Genomic DNA, 19,336 nt, shown 5'->3' with positions numbered 1-19,336 from the left:
GGCCCCGGCCATCCCCCCGGGCCCCCGCGGCGGGGGGTTTTTTTATCCGCCGGCGCCCCCGGCGCGGGCAAATACCTGTGCGGGGGGGGGCCCCCCCCCCGGGGGGCCCGGGGGGGGGCCCCCCCCGCGCCCCTAAAAACGCGTGCCCGGCGGGGCAGAAAGAGCCCCTCCGCGGAGGGCAGCTCAGACGTTGAAGCCCAGGGCACGCAATTGCTCGCGGCCGTCGTCGGTGATCTTCTCCGGGCCCCACGGCGGCATCCAGACCCAGTTGATCTTCAGGTCGGCGACGATGCCCTCCGTCGCGGTCTGGGCCTGCTCCTCGATCACGTCGGTCAGCGGGCAGGCCGCGGACGTGAGGGTCATGTCCAGGGTGGCGACGTTGGAGTCGTCGACGTGGATGCCGTAGATGAGGCCCAGGTTGACGACGTCGATGCCCAGTTCGGGGTCGACGACGTCGTACAGCGCCTCGCGGATCTCTTCCTCGGAGGCCGGCTTCAGCGCGACCTCGGTGCCGTCAGTCATGCGGTCTCCTCGGGGGTGGTGCCGGACAGCGCCTGCGCCGTGGCGTCCTTCCAGGCCATCCAGCTCAGCAGCGCGCACTTGACCCGCGCCGGGTATTTCGAGACGCCGGCGAACGCGACGGCGTCCTCCAGCACCTCCTCCATCGCGTCGTCGGGCTCGATCTGGCCACGAGACTGCATCAGCTCCAGGAAGGTCTCCTGGATCTTCCGCGCCTCGGCCAGTTCCTTGCCGACCAGCAGGTCGTTGAGGACGGACGCGCTGGCCTGGCTGATGGAGCAGCCCTGGCCCTCGTACGAGACGTCGCCGACGGTCTCGCCGTCCATCCGTACCCGCAGGGTGATCTCGTCCCCGCAGGTGGGGTTGACGTGGTGCACCTCGGCCTGGCCGTCGCGCAGGCCGCGCCCGTGCGGGTGCTTGTAGTGGTCCAGGATCACGTCCTGGTACATCGAGTCCAGCTTCACAGCAGCACCACCATCACCCGAAGAAGTTCCTGACCTGCTCCAGCCCGTCGACCAGGGCGTCGACCTCGGCCGGAGTGGAGTACAGATAGAACGACGCTCGCGTGGTCGCGGGAATTCCGTACCGCAGGCAGACCGGGCGGGCGCAGTGGTGGCCGACCCGGACGGCGATGCCCTGCTCGTCGAGCACCTGTCCCACGTCGTGCGGGTGGATGTCGCCGAGCGTGAAGGAGATCGCCGAGCCCCGGTCCTGCGCGGTGTCGGGGCCGATGATGCGCAGCGACGGGACGTCGCGCAGCCGCTCCAGCGCGTACTCGGTGAGCGTGTGCTCGTGCGCGGCGATCTTGTCCAGGCCGATCGCGGTGAGGTAGTCCACTGCCGCGCCGAGGCCGATGGCCTGGGCGATCGGCGGGGTGCCGGCCTCGAACTTGTGCGGCGCGGGCGCGTAGGTGGAGGAGTGCATCGAGACGGTCTCGATCATCTCGCCGCCGCCGAGGAAGGGCGGCAGGTCCTCCAGCAGTTCCTGGCGGCCCCACAGCACACCGATGCCGGTCGGGCCGACCATCTTGTGGCCGGTGAAGGCCACGAAGTCGGCGCCGAGCGCCTGCACGTCCAGCACCATGTGCGGGGCGGCCTGCGAGGCGTCGATGAGCACCAGGGCGCCGACGTCCTGGGCGCGGCGCACGATGGCCTCGACCGGGTTGACGGTGCCGAGGATGTTGGACACCAGCACGAAGGAGACGATCTTCGTCTTCTCGGTGATGACCTGCTCGATGTCGGACAGGTCGAGCCGGCCGTCGTCGGTGAGGCCGAACCACTTCAGCGTCGCGCCGGTGCGCTGCGAGAGCAGCTGCCACGGGACGATGTTGGAGTGGTGCTCCATCTCGGTGATGACGATCTCGGTGTCCCGGTCGACCCGGTACGGCTCGTCCGCCCAGCCGAGCATGTTCGCGACCAGGTTGAGCGACTCGGAGGCGTTCTTGGTGAAGATGACCTCGTCGCGGCTGGGCGCGTTGATGAACGCGGCGACCTTGTCGCGCGCGCCCTCGTACAGCGCGGTGGCCTCCTCGGCGAGCACGTGCACACCGCGGTGGACGTTGGCGTTGGAACGCTCGTAGTACGCGTTCAGCACGTCGAGGACCTGGCGCGGCTTCTGCGAGGTCGCCGCGTTGTCCAGGTAGACGAGCTTCTTGCCGTCGTGGACGACCCGGTCGAGGGCCGGGAAGTCCTTGCGGATCGCCTCGGTGTCGAGGAGGCCGGGCAGGGGCCGCCGGGTCGGCGGGGGGAGTGTCACGCGGCAGCGCCACCCTTCACGTAGGACTCGTAGCCCTCTTCCTCCAGCTTGTCGGCCAGCTCCGCGCCACCGGACTCGGCGATGCGGCCGGCGGCGAAGACGTGGACGAAGTCGGGCTTGATGTACCGCAGGATGCGCGTGTAGTGGGTGATCAGCAGGGTGCCGACCTCGCCGGACTCGCGTACCCGGTTGACGCCCTCGGAGACGATGCGCAGCGCGTCCACGTCCAGGCCGGAATCGGTCTCGTCGAGGATCGCGATGTGCGGCTTGAGCAGCTCGAGCTGGAGGATCTCGTGGCGCTTCTTCTCACCGCCGGAGAAGCCCTCGTTGACGTTGCGCTCGGCGAAGGAGGGGTCCATCTGGAGCCGCTCCATCGTCTCCTTGACCTCCTTGACCCACGTGCGCAGCTTGGGGGCCTCGCCACGGATGGCGGTCGCGGAGGTGCGCAGGAAGTTGGAGACGGAGACGCCGGGGACCTCGACCGGGTACTGCATGGCCAGGAAGAGGCCGGCGCGGGCGCGCTCGTCGACGCTCATCGCGAGGACGTCCTCGCCGTCGAGCGTGACGGTGCCGCCGGTGATCGTGTACTTGGGGTGGCCCGCGAGCGAGTACGCGAGGGTGGACTTGCCGGAGCCGTTGGGACCCATGATCGCGTGGGTCTCCCCCTGCTTCACGGTCAGGTCGACGCCCTTGAGGATCTCCTTGGTGGAGTTGTCGGCCTCGACGGTGACGTGCAGGTCGTGGATTTCAAGCGTGGCCATGGGTGACTCAGGACTCCTGGGTGACGGAGACGAGCACGTCGTCCCCAACGATCTTGACGGGGTATACGGGCACGGGCCGCGTGGCGGGCAGCCCGGAGGGCTTGCCGGTGCGCAGGTCGAAACGGGACCCGTGCAGCCAGCACTCGATCTGGCAGTCCTCGACCTCGCCCTCGGAGAGCGAGACGTTGGCGTGCGAGCAGATGTCGTGGATGGCGTAGACGTCACCGCCGGTGGAGACGACGGACACCGGGGTGCCGTCGATCTCGACCCGGCGGGGAGTGTCCTCCTCCAGCTCGGCGAGCTTGCAGACGGCGACGTACGCCTCGGTGGCGGTCATCCGACGGACGCCTCCAGCTCCGCGTCGATCTTCGCCATCAGCCGCTCCTCCAGGTCGGCCAGGCCGATCTGCTGGACCAGCTCGCCGAAGAAGCCGCGGACGACCAGGCGGCGCGCCTCCTGGCTGCGGATGCCGCGGGACTGGAGGTAGAAGAGCTGCTCGTCGTCGAAGCGGCCGGTCGCGGAGGCGTGACCGGCGCCGACGATCTCGCCGGTCTCGATCTCCAGGTTCGGCACCGAGTCGACGCGGGCGCCGTCGGTGAGGACCAGGTTGCGGTTCAGCTCGTAGGTGTCGGTGCCCTCGGCGGCGGCCCGGATGAGCACGTCGCCGATCCACACCGCGTGCGCGTCCTGGCCCTGCAGCGCGCCCTTGTAGGCGACGTCGGAGCGGCAGTGCGGGGTGTCGTGGTCGATGAAGAGCCGGTGTTCCTGATGCTGGCCCTCGTCGGTGAAGTACAGCCCGTACAGCTCGGCCTCGCCGCCGGGGGCGCCGTAGACGACCCGCGGGTGCAGGCGGACCAGGTCGCCGCCGAAGGTCACGACGACCGACTTGAAGCTGGCGTCGCGGCCGACCAGGGCGGTGTGCTGGGCGGCGTGCACGGCGGTGTCGTCCCAGTCCTGCACGGACACCACGGTGAGCTTGGCGCCGTCGCCGATCAGGTACTCGACGTTGGCGGCGAAGGTGGTGTCGCCGGTGTGGTCGATGACGACGACGGCCTCGGCGAAGGCGCCGACCTCGACGACCTGGTGGCCGAAGGACGTGCCGCCCTCGCCGTGGACGGCGATCCTGACCGGCTCGGTCAGGATCGTGTCCTTGGGGATGCTGACGACCGAGGCCTTCTCGAAGGAGCTGAACGCCTGCGCGGCGACCCGGTCGACGGGCTTGCCCGCGCGGCCGATCCGCGGGTCGGTGCGGTCCACGGTCTGCACCGTGACCCCCTCCGGGGCGGTCACCTCGACGCGCAGGGCGCCGGTGGCCTCGGCGGTGCCGTCGTGCAGCCCGCGCAGGCGTTCCAGCGGAGTGAAGCGCCACTCCTCCTCGCGGCCGTGCGGCACCGGGAAGTCGGCCACGTCGTAGGACGGGGCCGCGCTGACCCGGGCGTCGGCGGGCTGTCCCACCGTGATGGCACCGTCCGTGGTGCTGCCCGCAGGGGTGATGTCAGCCATGGCTAGTCGTACAGCTCTCTTTCGGGAGGAACTCGGGAAGGCTCGCCGAACGTCGCGAGCGGGGTACGGGAGGCGGGCCGGCCGTCAGCCGACGGCGCCCTCCATCTGCAGCTCGATCAGCCGGTTCAGTTCCAGGGCGTACTCCATCGGCAGCTCCTTGGCGATCGGCTCGACGAAGCCGCGCACGATCATCGCCATGGCCTCGAACTCGGTCAGTCCACGGCTCATGAGGTAGAAGAGCTGGTCGTCGGAGACCTTGGAGACGGTCGCCTCGTGGCCCATCGACACGTCGTCCTCGCGGACGTCGACGTACGGGTAGGTGTCGGAGCGCGAGACGGTGTCGATCAGCAGCGCGTCGCACAGCACGTTGGACTTCGATCCCGCCGAGCCCTCGCCGATCTCGATGAGGCCGCGGTAGGAGGTGCGGCCGCCGCCGCGCGCCACCGACTTGGAGACGATGTTGGACGACGTGTTCGGCGCCATGTGCACCATCTTGGCGCCCGCGTCCTGGTGCTGGCCCTCGCCGGCGAACGCGATGGACAGCGTCTCGCCCTTGGCGTGCTCGCCCATCAGGTAGACGGCCGGGTACTTCATGGTGACCTTGGAGCCGATGTTGCCGTCGACCCACTCCATGGTGGCGCCCTCGTAGGCGACGGCGCGCTTGGTCACCAGGTTGTAGACGTTGTTCGACCAGTTCTGGATCGTCGTGTAGCGGCAGCGGCCGCCCTTCTTCACGATGATCTCGACGACGGCCGAGTGCAGCGAGTCGGACTTGTAGATCGGCGCGGTGCAGCCCTCGACGTAGTGGACGTACGCGTCCTCGTCGACGATGATCAGCGTCCGCTCGAACTGGCCCATGTTCTCGGTGTTGATCCGGAAGTAGGCCTGCAGCGGGATGTCCACGTGCACGCCCTTGGGGACGTAGATGAACGACCCGCCGGACCACACCGCGGTGTTCAGCGACGCGAACTTGTTGTCACCGGCCGGGATGACCGTGCCGAAGTACTCCTGGAACAGCTCCGGGTGCTCGCGCAGCGCGGTGTCGGTGTCCTGGAAGATGACGCCCTGGCTCTCCAGGTCCTCGCGGATCTGGTGGTAGACCACCTCGGACTCGTACTGCGCGGCGACACCGGCGACCAGGCGCTGCTTCTCCGCCTCCGGGATGCCGAGCCTGTCGTAGGTGTTCTTGATGTCCTCCGGCAGGTCCTCCCAGGACTCGGCCTGCTTCTCGGTGGACCGCACGAAGTACTTGATGTTGTCGAAGTCGATGCCCGACAGGTCCGAGCCCCAGGTCGGCATGGGCTTCTTGCCGAACAGCCGCAGGCCCTTGAGCCGCAGCTTCAGCATCCACTCCGGCTCGCCCTTCTTCGCGGAGATGTCCCGGACCACGTCCTCGGACAGCCCGCGCCGGGCGGACGCGCCGGCGATGTCGGAGTCGGCCCAGCCGTACTCGTAGTTGCCGATGCCTTCCAGCTCCGGGTGAGTGGTCTCGGTGGGAGCAGTCATGCGGGGTTCCTCCCGGACGTGCGGGCTGTTGCCTGATCGGTGTGGGTGGTGCTGTCAGCGGTTCCGAGCTGCGCCGTCTGCGGCGCCTGCGGGGCTCTCGGCACGAAGGTCGTGCACACGCCGTCGCCGTGGGCGATGGTGGCCAGCCGCTGGACGTGGGTGCCGAGCAGCCGGGAGAAGACTTCCGCCTCCGCCTCGCACAGCTCGGGGAACTGCTCGGCCGTATGGGCGACCGGGCAGTGGTGCTGGCACAGCTGCTCCCCGGCGGGGCCGGAGTCGCTGTTGGTCGCGGCCGTGGTCGCCGCGTAGCCGTCAGCGGACAGCGCGCGGGCCAGCGCCCGGGTGCGGTCCTCGGGGGCCGCGGCCTCGACGGCGGCGCGGTAGCGCTCGGCCTGCGCGGCGACGCGTGCCCGCGCGAAGGCCGACACGGCGGCCTGCCCGTCGGCTCCGCCGCCGGCGGTCTCGGCGATCCAGCGCAGCGCGTCGGCCGCGAGGGCGTCGTAGGCCTGGTCGAAGGCGTCCCGGCCGCAGTCGGTGAGCGCGAAGACCTTGGCCGGGCGGCCACGGCCGCGCTGGCCGTAGACCCGCTGCTCGCGGGGCTCCACCACGTTCTCCGCGACGAGCGCGTCGAGGTGGCGGCGGACGGCGGCCTGGGTGAGGCCCAGCCGCTGCGCCAGATCGGCGGCGGTGGACGGTCCGTGGTTCAGGATGGACCGGGCGACCCGGTTGCGGGTGCGCCGCTCCCCGGTCGTCTGCTCCTCCGCCGCCTCCTGAGCGGCACCACCGACGTATTTCACAAAGACATTGTTGCGTAATTCCTCAGGCACGGGCAAGCCGCCTCGGCACCACCCGCGGTGTGCTGCGTCACTTAGGGTCACCTAATTCCGCCCCGCGGCCGGATCCGCTCCCCCGGCTCCCTAGACTCGTCCCATGCGAAACGCGTCCGGGGTCCCTGCTGTCGAGGTGGCCGGTCTGGTCAAGCGGTACGGGGCCAAGGCCGCGGTCGACGGTCTCGACCTCGTGGTGCCGCGCGGCAGCGTCACCGCCGTGCTCGGCCCCAACGGAGCGGGCAAGACCACCACCGTCGAGGTGTGCGAAGGCTACCGCCGCCCGGACTCCGGAAGCGTACGCGTCCTCGGGCTGGACCCCGTCACCGAGGGGGCGGCGCTGCGCCCCCGGATCGGCGTGATGCTCCAGTCCGGCGGCGTCTACCCCGGCGCCCGCGCCGAGGAGATGCTCCGGCACACCGCCGCGCTGCACGCCCGTCCGGTGGACCCGGCGCTGCTCATCGAACGGCTCGGCCTGGAATCCTGCGGCCGCACCGCCTACCGCCGGCTGTCCGGCGGGCAGCAGCAGCGGCTCGCGCTCGCCATGGCCGTCGTCGGCCGCCCCGAGCTGGTCTTCCTCGACGAGCCCACCGCGGGCCTGGACCCCCAGGCCCGCCGCGCCACCTGGGACCTGGTGCGCGAGCTGCGCGCCGACGGCGTCGGCGTCGTGCTGACCACCCACTTCATGGACGAGGCCGAGCAGCTCGCCGACCAGGTCGTCATCATCGACGCCGGCCGCGCGATAGCCCGCGGCACCCCGGAGGAGCTGTGCCGCGGCGGCGCCGAGGGCACCCTGCGCTTCACCGGCCGCCCCGGCCTGGACCTCGCCTCGCTGCTCAAGGCGCTGCCCGCCGACAGCACCGCCGCCGAGCTGGGCCCCGGCAGCTACCGCATCGAGGGCAAGGTGGACCCGCAGCTGCTGGCCACCGTCACCTCCTGGTGCGCCCAGCACGGCGTCCTCCCCGAGGGGCTCGCGGTGGAGCGGCGCACCCTGGAGGACGTCTTCTTGGAACTGACCGGCAGGGAGCTGCGCGGATGACCGCCACCACGAGCACCACGGACACCGCGCCGGACGCCCCGCACGCCGGCATGTTCGCCCCGGGCCCCGGCCCCGCCGGGACCGCCACGATGATCCGCGCCCAGGCGGTGCTGGAGACGAAGATGCTGCTGCGCAACGGCGAGCAGCTGCTGCTCACCGTCGTGATCCCGGCGCTGCTGCTGCTCGTCTTCAGCTCCGTCGACATCGTCGACACCGGCGCGGGCAAGTCCGTCGACTTCCTCGCCCCCGGCGTCCTCGCGCTCGCCGTGCCCTCCACCGCCTTCACCGGCCAGGCCATCGCCACCGGCTTCGAGCGCCGCTACGGCGTGCTCAAGCGGCTCGGCGCCTCGCCGCTGCCGCGCTGGGCGCTGCTGACCGCCAAGACCTGCTCGGTGCTGGTCACCGAGCTGCTCCAGGTCGTGCTCCTGGTCGTGATCGCCTTCGCGCTCGGCTGGTCCCCGCACGGCAACCCGCTCGCCGTGCTCGTCCTGCTGCTGCTCGGCACCGCCGCCTTCTCCGGGCTCGGCCTGCTGATGGCGGGCACGCTGCGCGCCGAGGCCACGCTCGCCGCCGCCAACCTGGTCTTCCTGCTGCTGCTCATCGGCGGCGGGGTCATCGTGCCGATGGACAAGTTCTCCGGCCCCGTACGGGACGTGCTCCAGCTGCTGCCCGTGTCCGCCCTGTCCGACGGCCTGCGCGACGTCCTGCGGGACGGCGCCGCGATGCCCTGGGCCGACCTGGGCATCCTCGCGGTGTGGGCGGCCGTCGCACTGGCCGCCGCGAGCCGCTTCTTCCGCTGGGAATAGCCGCCCACGGACCCCGCGCGGGCCCCCTCGTGAAAACACGCACAAGGAGGCGCCTACGATGGCTTCGTGCCGAAGCTGCCCGAAATCGCGCGAAACCCGCTCGCCTTCATCGCCGCCAGGTGGACCCCGGACCCCGTGACGGTCCGCCGGGCGACCCTGGCCGCCCTGGTGATGTCCGTGGTCATCGTGATCACCGGCGGCGCGGTCCGGCTCACCGCGTCCGGCCTGGGCTGCCCGACCTGGCCCACGTGCAGCGGGGACAGCCTGCTCGGCACCCGCGAGATGGGCATCCACCACGCCATCGAGATCAGCAACCGCATGCTGACGTACGTGCTGTGCGCGGCGGTCGGCTGGGCGATCATCGCGATCCGCGCGATGGAGCCGCACCGCACCGGCCTCCACCGGCTCGCGTGGGCCCAGTTCTGGGTCGTCGTCGGCAACGCGATCTGGGGCGGCCTGACCGTCCTGACCAAGCTCAACCCGTACGTCGTCGCGCTGCACTTCCTGCTCACCGCGGCCCTCATCACGGTCGCGGTCCTCACCTGGCAGCGCACCGCCGAGGGCGACGCCTCCCCGCGCCCGCTGGTCGGCAAGCCGGTACGCCAGCTGGGCCTGGTGCTCGTCGCCGCCTCCGCGGTGCTGATCACGGTGGGCACGCTGGTCACGGGCGCGGGCCCGCACCCCGGCGACAGCAGCGGCAAGTACAAGCTCCAGCGCATCGAGGTCGACTGGAAGACCATCGCCCAGCTGCACGCCGACTTCGCCTGGATCGTCGTCGGCCTGACGATCGCCCTCTGGTTCGTCCTGCGCGCGGTCGACGCCCCCCGCGGCCCCCAGCGCCGCGTGACCGAACTCTTCGCCGTCCTCATGGCCCAGGGCGTCATCGGCTACGTCCAGTACTTCACCCACCTCCCGGCGGCCCTCGTCGACCTCCACATGTTCGGCGCGAGCCTCGTCTGGATCGCCGTCCTCCGCGTGGTCCTCGCGATGCGCGAACGCCCGGAATCCGAACCGGGAGAAGCCCTTCAGTCCGCCGCAGCGCGAGAGAGCGTCCTGAGCTGAGCCACGGCGCCCCGCAGGGGCGCGTGGGGGCACCTCCCAGGCGGAGCCTGGGGGAGAACTGCGCGCTCAGCCCCCACCGGCGGAAGGTCGCGCGGCGGCCCGCAAGCCGCAGCCCGGGGCCTTACCCTCACCCGGCCGGCAGGCCGAAGACGCGCCGGGCGTTCTCCGCCCCCACCAGCGCGGCAACGCGCCCCGCGTCGGACGCGGACCACTCCCCCGCCCCGACCCGCGCGGCGGCGAAGGACTCCAGGGCCGCCCGGAACCCCCGCGCCGCGGCAACGTGCAGCTCGGCCAGCCCCACCGCGCCGCCGGCGTAGAGCACCTTGCCGAAGGGCGCCAGCGCGAGCACGGGTCCGGGGTCCCCGCCGACCCCCACGTAGACATGTGCCAGCTCCCCCGCGAGGCGTGCCGCCGCGGTCTCGTGGGCCGGTCCCGGCAGCAGTACGACGTCCGTGCCCTCCCCCGCGGTGTCCCGCAGGAACCGGGCGGCGGCGTCGGGTCCCGGCCCGTCCTGGCGGTGCCGCAACAGCAGCGGCAGGCCCTCCGCCACCGCCTGCCAGGCGAGGTGCCGCAGCAGTACGGGGTCGGCGGGCCGCTCGCCCACCCGGCGGGAGCCGAGCCAGCGCGCGGCGGCGGACCCCAGCTCCGAGGGGCCGGGCGGCCCGCCGTCCAGCTCCTCCGCCGCGCACGCGAAGCCCACCGCGCCCAGCGCGGCGCCCCGCGCGGACTCGGCGAGATTGGCCAGAAAGCCCCCTGCCGTTCCGGAGGTGTCGGCAACCTGCTGGGCCATCTGCTCCAGCCGCACGATCTCGTACGCGGCCGCGCCGCCCGCCGCCGCGAGTTCCGCCGGCGGCACCAGCTCACCGGGCTCGCCGGTGTCGACCAGGTACGTGTCCACGCCGGTGCCGCGCAGCAGCCGCCGTACGGACTCGTACGCGCCCAGCTCGCGGCGTCTGGCCAGATAGCGCGCCGGGGCGCAGTGCGGTTCGAGGCCCAGCAGCGGCGGGCACCAGCGGCGTACGGCGAACCCGGCGGGGCTGTCGAAGAGCGTGGTGTGCGGCGCGGCGGTCCCCGGCAGCCAGGCCTCGAAGGCGCCGATGCCGAGGTCGGCGGGGTGCACACCGTGCCCGTACGCGTCCACCAGGTGCCCCCGCTGGAGCGCCCGCGCCCCGGCCATCGCCGCCCCCTCGCCGTCCTGCCCGCCCGTCAGGACCCCGTCATGGTCCTCATGGCAGGTGACAGCGTCAGGTGTGCGACCCGCCGCCGATCTGAATTCCGGCCATCCTTCGCCACTCGTAGGGCCCGGTCCGCACGCGGCCCGCGAGTTCGCCCCCGAAGTCCTCGGCGAGGGTGAGGCCGGCGGCGGTCACCGCGTCGCGGGCGGCGTCGTAGCCGGGTGCGACGAGGTCGCCCCAGGCGCCGTCCTGTCCGACCAGCACGATGCGGGCGCCGCGGGCGCCGATGTATTCGACGGTGGCTTCGGCGCCGCCGTGCTCCTGCGCGAAGCGCGCTGCCTGCCGGGCGAGCCGCGCTGTCCCTTTGCTCTCCATGGGCGTCATGCTACTCGCGGGTAGCCAGAGCTGGGCCCCAGCCGCGGCGGGCGGGGCGCTCAGTGCAGGAAGGGGTCCACCGCGACGGCGACGAAGAGCAGCGTGGCGTACGTGATCGACCAGTGGAAGAGCCGCATCTCCTTCAGCTTCGGGCCCGTCACCCCGGCCTTCGCCCGCGCGTGCAGCGCATGCGCCTCCTTGAGCCAGAAGGCGCCCAGCAGGGCCGCGACCACGGGGTAGAACCAGGACGTCTCACCGAGCGGCCACCACAGCGCGAGCGAGGTCAGGACCATGACCCAGCTGTAGAGGACGATCTGCCGGGCCACGACCTGGTTGCCCGCGACGACCGGGAGCATCGGGACGCCGACGCGCTCGTAGTCGTCCTTGACCTTCATGGACAGCGGCCAGTAGTGCGGCGGCGTCCAGAAGAAGAGGACGAGGAAGAGGACGAAGGGCGCCCACGCCAGCTCGTTGCGGACGGCGGACCAGCCGATGAAGACCTGGAGGCAGCCGGCCACCCCGCCCCAGACGATGTTCTGGGCGGTGCGGCGTTTGAGGCCGAGGGTGTAGACGAAGACGTAGTAGAGGATCGCGGTGAGCGACAGGCCCGCCGACAGCGGGTTGACCAGGAGCGCGAACCACACCGTGGAGACCACGGAGAGGGTGATGCCGAAGACCAGGCCCTCGCGCGGCGAGATCAGCCCGGTGACCAGCGGACGCTGCTCCGTGCGGTGCATCATCGCGTCGATGTCGCGGTCGATGTACATGTTGAGCGCGTTGGCGCCCCCCGCGGAGAGATAGCCGCCGATCATGGTCGCGACGACCAGCCACAGGTCCGGCACGCCACCGGCGGCCAGGAACATGACCGGAACCGTCGTGATGAGCAGCAGCTCGATGATCCGCGGTTTCGTCAGTGCCACGAACCCCATGACACGGGCCGCCAGCGGCCGATGCACGGGGCCTGTCGCGATGACCCCCGCGGGTCGGGTTTCGACGGCCGTCACGAACACCCCAAGGAGATGAGTCCAGCAGGCCGGCGGACACCTGGCCCCGCCTGCTGCACCAGCGGGCCGGCCACGGTGCGGCCTGCGCGTACCACGCCACTCTAGACGTAGGGAATACCCCGGCTGCTTCCGGGGTCGGTCGTGTTGCCGGGCCCGGCCCCCGGCGCCGGACCGCGGACCGTTATCGGGTGTTCGTCCGGTGTTCTCCGGCGTTCGTACGTGGTCCCTACGCCGTTCAACCGGGGCATATGAGCCGTCACCGGGATTCGGGAGGCGAACACGGACGTACGGGGGCAGGATCGAATAGGTGAGCGCGCTCGGCGGTAGGCTCAGCCGCGTCGGGTAGGCACCACGTCACCGGCGCGTTCGACATTGTTGAGAGGAGCCCTGACCCAGGGTGAGCAAGCAGCCGACCACCGCAGACCTTGACTGGACCGATCTGGACCGGCGGGCCGTTGACACCGCCCGAGTCCTGGCCGCCGACGCCGTGCAGAAGGTCGGCAACGGCCACCCCGGCACCGCGATGAGCCTGGCCCCGGCCGCGTACCTGCTCTTCCAGAAGGTGATGCGGCACGACCCCGCGGATGCCGACTGGACGGGCCGCGACCGCTTCGTGCTGTCCGCGGGCCACAGCAGCCTGACGCTCTACACCCAGCTCTACCTCGCCGGTTACGGCCTGGAGCTGGCGGACCTGGAGGCCTTCCGCACCTGGGGTTCGCGGACCCCCGGCCACCCGGAGTACGGCCACACCACGGGCGTGGAGACCACCACCGGCCCGCTCGGCCAGGGTGTCGCCAACGCAGTGGGCATGGCGATGGCCGCCCGCTACGAGCGCGGCCTGTTCGACCCGGACGCCGCCCCCGGCACCTCGCCGTTCGACCACATGATCTGGGCCATCGCCGGTGACGGCTGCCTCCAGGAGGGCATCTCGGCCGAGGCGTCGTCCATGGCCGGGCACCAGAAGCTGGGCAACCTGGTGCTGCTGTGGGACGACAACCACATCTCGATCGAGGGCGACACCGAGACCGCGGTCTCCGAGGACACCCTCAAGCGCTACGAGGCGTACGGCTGGCACGTCCAGCGCGTCGCGCCGCTGGAGAACGGCGACCTCGACCCGCAGGCGCTGTACACCGCGCTGCTGGCGGCCAAGGCGGAGACCGAGCGGCCGTCCTTCATCGCGATGCGCTCGATCATCGCCTGGCCCGCGCCGCACGCGCAGAACACCGAGGCCGCGCACGGCTCGGCGCTCGGCGAGGACGAGGTGCGCGCGACCAAGGAGGTGCTCGGCTTCGACCCCGACCAGCACTTCGCGGTCGAGGACACGGTGATCGCCCACACCCGCGCGGTCGGTGACCGCGGGCGCGAGGCCCGGCAGGAGTGGGAGAAGTCCTTCGCCGCCTGGCGCACCGCCAACCCGGAGCACGCGGCCACCTTCGACCGGGTCGCGGCGGCCGAGCTGCCCGCGGGCTGGGAGGAGCACCTGCCGGTGTTCGAGACCGGCAAGTCCGTCGCCACCCGCGCGGCGTCCGGCAAGGTGCTGGAGGCGCTCGGCGCGATCGTGCCCGAGCTGTGGGGCGGCTCCGCCGACCTCGCGGGCTCGAACAACACCACGATCGACAAGACCTCGTCGTTCCTGCCGGCCGGCAACCCGCTGCCGGAGGCGCAGCCGTACGGCCGCACGGTGCACTTCGGCATCCGCGAGCACTCGATGGCCGCCGAGATGAACGGCATCACGCTGCACGGCAACACCCGTGTCTACGGCGGCACGTTCCTGGTCTTCTCCGACTACATGCGCAACGCGGTCCGGCTGTCGGCGCTCATGCACCTGCCGGTCACGTACGTGTGGACGCACGACTCGATCGGCCTCGGCGAGGACGGCCCGACCCACCAGCCGGTGGAGCACCTGGCCTCGCTGCGCGCGATCCCGGGCCTGAACGTGGTGCGCCCGGCGGACGCCAACGAGACGGTCGTGGCGTGGCGCGAGATCCAGAAGCGCTGGACGAAGGAGTTCGGCAAGGGCGCCCCGCACGGTCTGGCGCTCAGCCGCCAGGGCCTGCCGACGTACGACCGCAACGAGGACGCGGCGCGCGGCGGTTACGTGCTCTTCGAGGCCGAGGGCGGCCCGGCGCAGGTGATCCTCATCGCCACCGGCTCCGAGGTGCAGCTCGCGGTGGGCGCGCGCGAGGAGCTCCAGGCGGCCGGCGTCCCGACGCGGGTCGTCTCGATGCCGTGCGTGGAGTGGTTCGAGGAGCAGGACCAGGCGTACCGGGACGGCGTGCTGCCGCCCTCGGTGAAGGCCCGGGTCGCGGTCGAGGCCGGCATCGCGCTGACCTGGTACCGCTACGTGGGCGACGCGGGACGCGTGGTGAGCCTGGAGCACTTCGGTGCCTCGGCGAGCGCGGGCGTGCTGTTCCGTGAGTTCGGGTTCACCGCGGAGGCGGTGGCCGCAGCGGCCCGGGAATCTCTCGCCGCCGCAGATCGCTGACGCAGGTAACACGACATACCAGGAGATGCAATTCCCATGACAGACGCACTCAAGCGCCTCTCCGACGAAGGCGTCGCGATCTGGCTGGACGACATGTCCCGCAGGCGTATCACGACCGGCAACCTGCAGGAGCTGATCGACCAGAACCACGTGGTCGGGGCGACCACCAACCCGTCGATCTTCCAGAAGGCGATCTCCGGCGACGAGCTGTACGACACCCAGGTCACCGACCTGGCGGCGCGGCGGCTGACCCCGGACGAGGCGGTGCGGATGATCACCACCGCCGACGTGCGGGACGCGGCGGACGTCTTCCGCCCGATCTTCGACACCACGAACGGCCGCGACGGCCGGGTCTCGATCGAGGTGGACCCGCGGCTGGCACACGACACCCGGGCGACGATCGCCGAGGCCAAGCAGCTCGCGTGGCTGGTGGACCGGCCGAACACGCTCATCAAGATCCCGGCGACGAAGGCGGGCCTGCCGGCCATCGCGGACGTCACCGCGCGCGGCATCAGCGTCAACGTCACGCTGATCTTCTCGCTGGAGCGCTACCGCGAGGTCATGGACGCCTACCTGACCGGCCTGGAGAAGGCGAACGCGGCCGGTCTGGACGTGTCGCAGATCCACTCCGTGGCGTCCTTCTTCGTCAGCCGCGTCGACACCGAGATCGACAAGCGCCTGGAGAAGATCGGCACGGACGAGGCCAAGGCGCTCAAGGGCAAGGCCGCCGTCGCGAACGCCCGGCTGGCCTACGAGGCCTACGAGGAGGTCTTCGGTTCCGACCGCTGGGCCGCCCTGGAGCGGGCCGGCGCCAACCGGCAGCGCCCGCTGTGGGCCTCCACCGGTGTGAAGGACCCGAACTACCCGGCGACGCTCTACGTCACCGAGCTGGTCGCGCCCAACACGGTCAACACCATGCCGGAGGCCACCCTGGAGGCGACCGCCGAGCAGGGCGAGGTCACCGGGAACACGATCGCGGGCACGTACGAGCAGTCGCGTGCCGAGCTTGCCGCGATCGCGGCGCTCGGCATCTCGTACGACGATGTTGTCCAGCTGCTGGAGGACGAGGGCGTCGAGAAGTTCGAGACGGCCTGGAACGAACTGCTGGACTCCACCAAGGCGGAACTCGAACGGCTCGCTCCTTCGGAGGCCTGAGGTGACCACTGCGACCGATGAGGACGGCTCGCGCGCCGACAACCCGCTGCGCGACCCGCTGGACCGGCGGCTGCCCCGCATCGCCGGTCCCTCCGGCCTGGTCATCTTCGGCGTGACGGGTGACCTGTCGCGCAAGAAGCTGATGCCGGCGGTGTACGACCTCGCCAACCGCGGGCTGCTGCCGCCGGGCTTCGCGCTCGTCGGCTTCGCCCGCCGTCAGTGGGAGAACGAGGACTTCGCGCAGGAGGTGCACGACGCCGTCAAGGAGCACGCGCGCACGCCCTTCCGCGAGGAGGTCTGGCAGCAGCTGGCCGAGGGCTGCCGGTTCGTGCAGGGCGACTTCGACGACGACACCGCCTTCGAGACGCTGAAGTCCACGATCGAGGAGCTGGACAAGGCACGCGGTACGGGCGGCAACTTCGCCTTCTACCTCTCCGTGCCGCCGAAGTTCTTCCCGAACGTGGTGCAGCAGCTCAAGAAGCACGGTCTGTCGCAGGGCACCGGCGACTCGTGGCGGCGCGCCGTCATCGAGAAGCCGTTCGGCCACGACCTGGCGAGCGCGCAGGAGCTCAACCGGATCGTGCACGACGTCTTCCCGCCCAACGAGGTCTTCCGGATCGACCACTACCTGGGCAAGGAGACGGTCCAGAACATCCTGGCGCTGCGCTTCGCCAACACCATGTACGAGCCGATCTGGAACCGGTCCTACGTCGACCACGTCCAGATCACGATGGCCGAGGACATCGGCATCGGCGGCCGTGCCGGGTACTACGACGGCATCGGCGCGGCCCGCGACGTCATCCAGAACCACCTGCTCCAACTGCTGGCGCTCACCGCGATGGAGGAGCCCGGCTCCTTCCACCCCAAGGCGCTCACGGCGGAGAAGCTCAAGGTGCTGGGCGCGGTCGAGCTGCCCGAGGACCTCGGCAAGCACACCGTGCGCGGGCAGTACGCGCACGCCTGGCAGGGTGGCGAGGAGGTGCTCGGCTACCTGGAGGAGGACGGGATCGACCCCAAGTCCAAGACCGACACCTTCGCCGCGATCAAGCTGACCATCAACAACCGCCGCTGGGCCGGGGTGCCGTTCTACCTGCGCACCGGCAAGCGGCTGGGCCGCCGGGTCACCGAGATCGCGGTGATCTTCAAGCGCGCGCCGTACCTGCCGTTCGAGACCGGGGCGACCGAGGAGCTGGGGCAGAACGCCCTGGTCATCCGGGTCCAGCCGGACGAGGGCGTCACGGTGCGGTTCGGCTCCAAGGTGCCGGGCACCTCCACCGAGGTGCGGGACGTGACGATGGACTTCGCGTACGGCGAGTCCTTCACCGAGTCCAGCCCGGAGGCGTACGAGCGGCTCATCCTCGACGTGCTGCTCGGCGACGCCAACCTCTTCCCGCGGCACCAGGAAGTGGAGCTGTCCTGGAACATCCTCGACCCGGTCGAGGCGTACTGGGACAAGCACGGCAAGCCCGCGCAGTACGCGGCGGGCACCTGGGGCCCGGCCGAGGCGGACGAGATGCTCGCACGAGACGGCAGGAGCTGGCGCCGGCCATGAAGATCGACCTCACGGACACCACGTCCGCACGCATCAACTCCGGACTGATCGACGCCCGGCACGCCAGCGGCACCCCCGCGGTGGGCATGGTGCTGACGCTGGTCATCGTCACCGACGAGGGCAGCGCGTACGACGCGCTGCGGGCGGCGCACGAGGCCTCGCGCGAGCACCCCTCGCGCATCCTCGCCGTCATCAAGCGCCCCGGCCGCTCCCCCCGGGAGCGGGCGGGCGCCCGCCTCGACGCCGAGGTGGTCGTGGGCGACGAGGCCGGCACCGGCGAGACCGTCGTGCTGCGCATGCACGGCGAGCTGGCCAACCACGCCGAGTCCGTCGTGCTGCCGCTGCTGCTGCCGGACGCCCCCGTGGTGTGCTGGTGGCCCGACCAGGCGCCGGAGAACCCCGGCAAGGATCCGCTGGGGCGGCTCGCCCAGCGGCGGATCACCGACGCGGCCTCCGCGGAGGACCCGGTCGGCTCGCTGACCCTGCGCGCCGAGGGCTACACCCCCGGTGACACCGACCTGGCCTGGACGCGGCTCACGCCGTGGCGCTCCATGCTGGCGGCGGCGCTGGACCAGAAGCACGCCCGGATCGTCTCGGCGGCCGTCGAGGGCGAGGCGTACAACGCGAGCACCGAACTGCTCGCGCTGTGGCTCGCCGACCGGCTGGGCGTCGAGGTCGAGCGCAAGGTCTCGGACGGGCCCGGCATCACCGGGGTGCACCTGTTCACCGAGGCCGGCGACATCTGCCTGGACCGCGCCGACGGACGGCTCGCCGAGCTGTCGGTGCCGGGCCAGCCGGACCGGCACGTGGCGCTCAAGCGGCGGGAGACCTCGGAGCTGATCGCCGAGGAGCTGCGCCGGCTCGACCCGGACGACATATACCGCGCGACGGTGGACTTCGGCGTCAAGCACCTCGTGGGCGCCGGGGCCTCCGCCAAGGGCGGCAAGGAGACCGGTACGGCCGCCAAGGGCGCGTCCGGCGCGACCCCGTCGGCGGCGAAGAAGGCGGCCCCGGCCGCCGGATCCGGCAAGGCGGCGAACTCGAAGTGAGCACTCCGCAGGTCGTCGTCCACCGCGACAAGGAGCTGATGGCCGAGGCCGTCGCGGCCCGGCTCGTCACCCGGATCGTGGACGCGCAGGCCGCCCGCGGCACCGCCTCGGTGGTGCTGACGGGCGGGCGCAACGGCAACGCGCTGCTCGCGGCCCTCGCCCAGTCCCCCGCGCGTGACGCGGTGGACTGGGCGCGGCTCGACGTGTGGTGGGGCGACGAGCGCTTCCTGCCGGACGGCGACCCGGAGCGCAACGTCACCCAGGCCGCGGTGCTGCTGGACGCGGTCCCGCTGGACCCCGCCAGGGTCCACCCGATGGCGCCCTCGGACGGCCCGTACGGCTCCGACCTCGAAGCGGCGGCCGGGGCCTACGCGGCCGAGCTGGCCGCCGCGGCGGGCCCGGAGAGCCACACCCGGGTGCCGGCCTTCGACGTGCTGATGCTCGGCGTCGGACCGGACACCCATGTGGCGTCCCTCTTCCCGGAACACCCCGCGGTCCGCGAGGACGTCCGCACGGTGGTCGGCGTCCACGGCTCGCCGAAGCCGCCGCCGCTGCGGATCTCCTTGACGCTCCCGGCGATCCGGGCGGCCCAGGAGGTCTGGCTGCTCGCCGCGGGCGCGGACAAGGCGGAGGCGGTCGCCCTCGCGCTGTCCGAGCCGGGCGAGTCCCGGGCCCCCGCCTCGGCCGCGCGGGGCCTGACCAGCACACTGTGGCTACTGGACACCGAAGCGGCGGCGAAGCTGCCGCCCCGCATGTGACCTTG

Annotated in this window: 19 protein-coding genes; 8 read left to right on the top strand and 11 right to left on the bottom strand. The window is 71.6% G+C overall.

The genetic code is table 11. The annotated features are described in order from the left end of the window. Window positions 1-183 precede the first annotated feature (183 nt). The 8 genes from ACH4PY_RS25865 to ACH4PY_RS25830 form a co-directional block, all read right to left on the bottom strand. Window positions 184-522: a metal-sulfur cluster assembly factor gene (locus tag ACH4PY_RS25865; RefSeq protein WP_031520951.1), complete on the bottom strand. Its 339-nt coding sequence runs from the start codon at window positions 520-522 to the stop codon at window positions 184-186. Beyond that, on the bottom strand, window positions 519-983 hold the full coding sequence (gene sufU, locus ACH4PY_RS25860) for a Fe-S cluster assembly sulfur transfer protein SufU (RefSeq protein ID WP_398187439.1): 465 nt from the start codon (window positions 981-983) through the stop codon (window positions 519-521). Before sufU ends, ACH4PY_RS25865 begins: the two co-directional genes overlap by 4 nt. A 13-nt stretch (window positions 984-996) precedes the next feature. Then, window positions 997-2,244, bottom strand: coding sequence for a cysteine desulfurase (locus tag ACH4PY_RS25855; protein WP_398187656.1), 1,248 nt, complete (start codon window positions 2,242-2,244; stop codon window positions 997-999). 26 nt (window positions 2,245-2,270) lie between these two features. Beyond that, the gene (sufC, locus tag ACH4PY_RS25850; RefSeq protein WP_398187436.1) at window positions 2,271-3,035 is read right to left on the bottom strand and encodes a Fe-S cluster assembly ATPase SufC; all 765 of its coding nucleotides are present in this window, start codon (window positions 3,033-3,035) and stop codon (window positions 2,271-2,273) included. A 7-nt stretch (window positions 3,036-3,042) separates the two neighbouring features. After that, the gene (locus tag ACH4PY_RS25845; RefSeq protein WP_398187433.1) at window positions 3,043-3,372 is read right to left on the bottom strand and encodes a non-heme iron oxygenase ferredoxin subunit; all 330 of its coding nucleotides are present in this window, start codon (window positions 3,370-3,372) and stop codon (window positions 3,043-3,045) included. Beyond that, on the bottom strand, window positions 3,369-4,538 hold the full coding sequence (gene sufD / locus ACH4PY_RS25840; protein WP_398187430.1) for a Fe-S cluster assembly protein SufD: 1,170 nt from the start codon (window positions 4,536-4,538) through the stop codon (window positions 3,369-3,371). The genes ACH4PY_RS25845 and sufD overlap by 4 nt, the downstream gene beginning before the upstream one ends. 84 nt (window positions 4,539-4,622) lie before the next feature. Next, the gene (sufB, locus tag ACH4PY_RS25835; RefSeq protein WP_031520964.1) at window positions 4,623-6,044 is read right to left on the bottom strand and encodes a Fe-S cluster assembly protein SufB; all 1,422 of its coding nucleotides are present in this window, start codon (window positions 6,042-6,044) and stop codon (window positions 4,623-4,625) included. After that, window positions 6,041-6,841: a helix-turn-helix transcriptional regulator gene (locus ACH4PY_RS25830; RefSeq protein ID WP_398187425.1), complete on the bottom strand. Its 801-nt coding sequence runs from the start codon at window positions 6,839-6,841 to the stop codon at window positions 6,041-6,043. The genes sufB and ACH4PY_RS25830 overlap by 4 nt, the downstream gene beginning before the upstream one ends. 133 nt (window positions 6,842-6,974) lie before the next feature. On the opposite strand from ACH4PY_RS25830, the gene ACH4PY_RS25825 reads away from it, so the two are divergent. The 3 genes from ACH4PY_RS25825 to ACH4PY_RS25815 all read left to right on the top strand — a co-directional run bounded on the left by ACH4PY_RS25825 (window position 6,975) and on the right by ACH4PY_RS25815 (window position 9,778). Further along, entirely contained in the window at window positions 6,975-7,910 is a 936-nt protein-coding gene (locus ACH4PY_RS25825) for an ABC transporter ATP-binding protein (RefSeq protein WP_398187422.1), read from the top strand. Beyond that, complete coding sequence (locus tag ACH4PY_RS25820) at window positions 7,907-8,716, top strand: ABC transporter permease (protein ID WP_398187419.1); 810 nt, start codon at window positions 7,907-7,909, stop codon at window positions 8,714-8,716. The genes ACH4PY_RS25825 and ACH4PY_RS25820 overlap by 4 nt, the downstream gene beginning before the upstream one ends. A gap of 66 nt (window positions 8,717-8,782) precedes the next feature. After that, window positions 8,783-9,778, top strand: a complete 996-nt coding sequence (locus ACH4PY_RS25815; RefSeq protein ID WP_398187416.1) for a heme A synthase — start codon at window positions 8,783-8,785, stop codon at window positions 9,776-9,778. A 127-nt stretch (window positions 9,779-9,905) separates the two neighbouring features. Here the strand turns inward: ACH4PY_RS25815 and ACH4PY_RS25810 are convergent, their stop codons facing one another. From ACH4PY_RS25810 to ACH4PY_RS25800, 3 genes are all read right to left on the bottom strand, one after another. Beyond that, a complete protein-coding gene (locus ACH4PY_RS25810; protein WP_398187413.1) occupies window positions 9,906-10,955 on the bottom strand; it encodes an amidohydrolase in 1,050 nt (349 codons plus the stop codon). A 67-nt stretch (window positions 10,956-11,022) separates the two neighbouring features. Further along, entirely contained in the window at window positions 11,023-11,337 is a 315-nt protein-coding gene (locus ACH4PY_RS25805; protein WP_398187410.1) for a hypothetical protein, read from the bottom strand. Window positions 11,338-11,387: 50 nt separating this feature from the next. After that, a complete protein-coding gene (locus ACH4PY_RS25800) occupies window positions 11,388-12,332 on the bottom strand; it encodes a heme o synthase (protein ID WP_398187407.1) in 945 nt (314 codons plus the stop codon). 397 nt (window positions 12,333-12,729) lie between these two features. Here ACH4PY_RS25800 and tkt point away from each other — a divergent pair, with 397 nt between their 5' ends. The 5 genes from tkt to pgl are packed head-to-tail and all read left to right on the top strand — an operon-like array spanning window position 12,730 to window position 19,331. Continuing rightward, window positions 12,730-14,817, top strand: a complete 2,088-nt coding sequence (gene tkt, locus ACH4PY_RS25795) for a transketolase (protein ID WP_398187404.1) — start codon at window positions 12,730-12,732, stop codon at window positions 14,815-14,817. A gap of 36 nt (window positions 14,818-14,853) precedes the next feature. Then, a complete protein-coding gene (tal, locus tag ACH4PY_RS25790) occupies window positions 14,854-15,972 on the top strand; it encodes a transaldolase (protein ID WP_398187401.1) in 1,119 nt (372 codons plus the stop codon). 1 nt (window position 15,973) lies between these two features. After that, window positions 15,974-17,524, top strand: coding sequence for a glucose-6-phosphate dehydrogenase (gene zwf, locus ACH4PY_RS25785; protein ID WP_398187398.1), 1,551 nt, complete (start codon window positions 15,974-15,976; stop codon window positions 17,522-17,524). After that, window positions 17,521-18,573, top strand: coding sequence for a glucose-6-phosphate dehydrogenase assembly protein OpcA (opcA, locus tag ACH4PY_RS25780; RefSeq protein ID WP_398187395.1), 1,053 nt, complete (start codon window positions 17,521-17,523; stop codon window positions 18,571-18,573). Before zwf ends, opcA begins: the two co-directional genes overlap by 4 nt. Before the next feature lie 38 nt (window positions 18,574-18,611). Then, the gene (gene pgl / locus ACH4PY_RS25775; RefSeq protein ID WP_398187653.1) at window positions 18,612-19,331 is read left to right on the top strand and encodes a 6-phosphogluconolactonase; all 720 of its coding nucleotides are present in this window, start codon (window positions 18,612-18,614) and stop codon (window positions 19,329-19,331) included. The last annotated feature ends 5 nt before the right edge of the window (window positions 19,332-19,336 follow it).

The sequence above is a fragment of the Streptomyces sp. NPDC021224 genome (assembly GCF_044332905.1).
In the GTDB taxonomy this organism is placed as follows: Bacteria; Actinomycetota; Actinomycetes; order Streptomycetales; family Streptomycetaceae; genus Actinacidiphila.
Note: the sequence above shows the minus strand (reverse complement) of the source record. Positions and strands in the feature narration are given on the sequence as shown.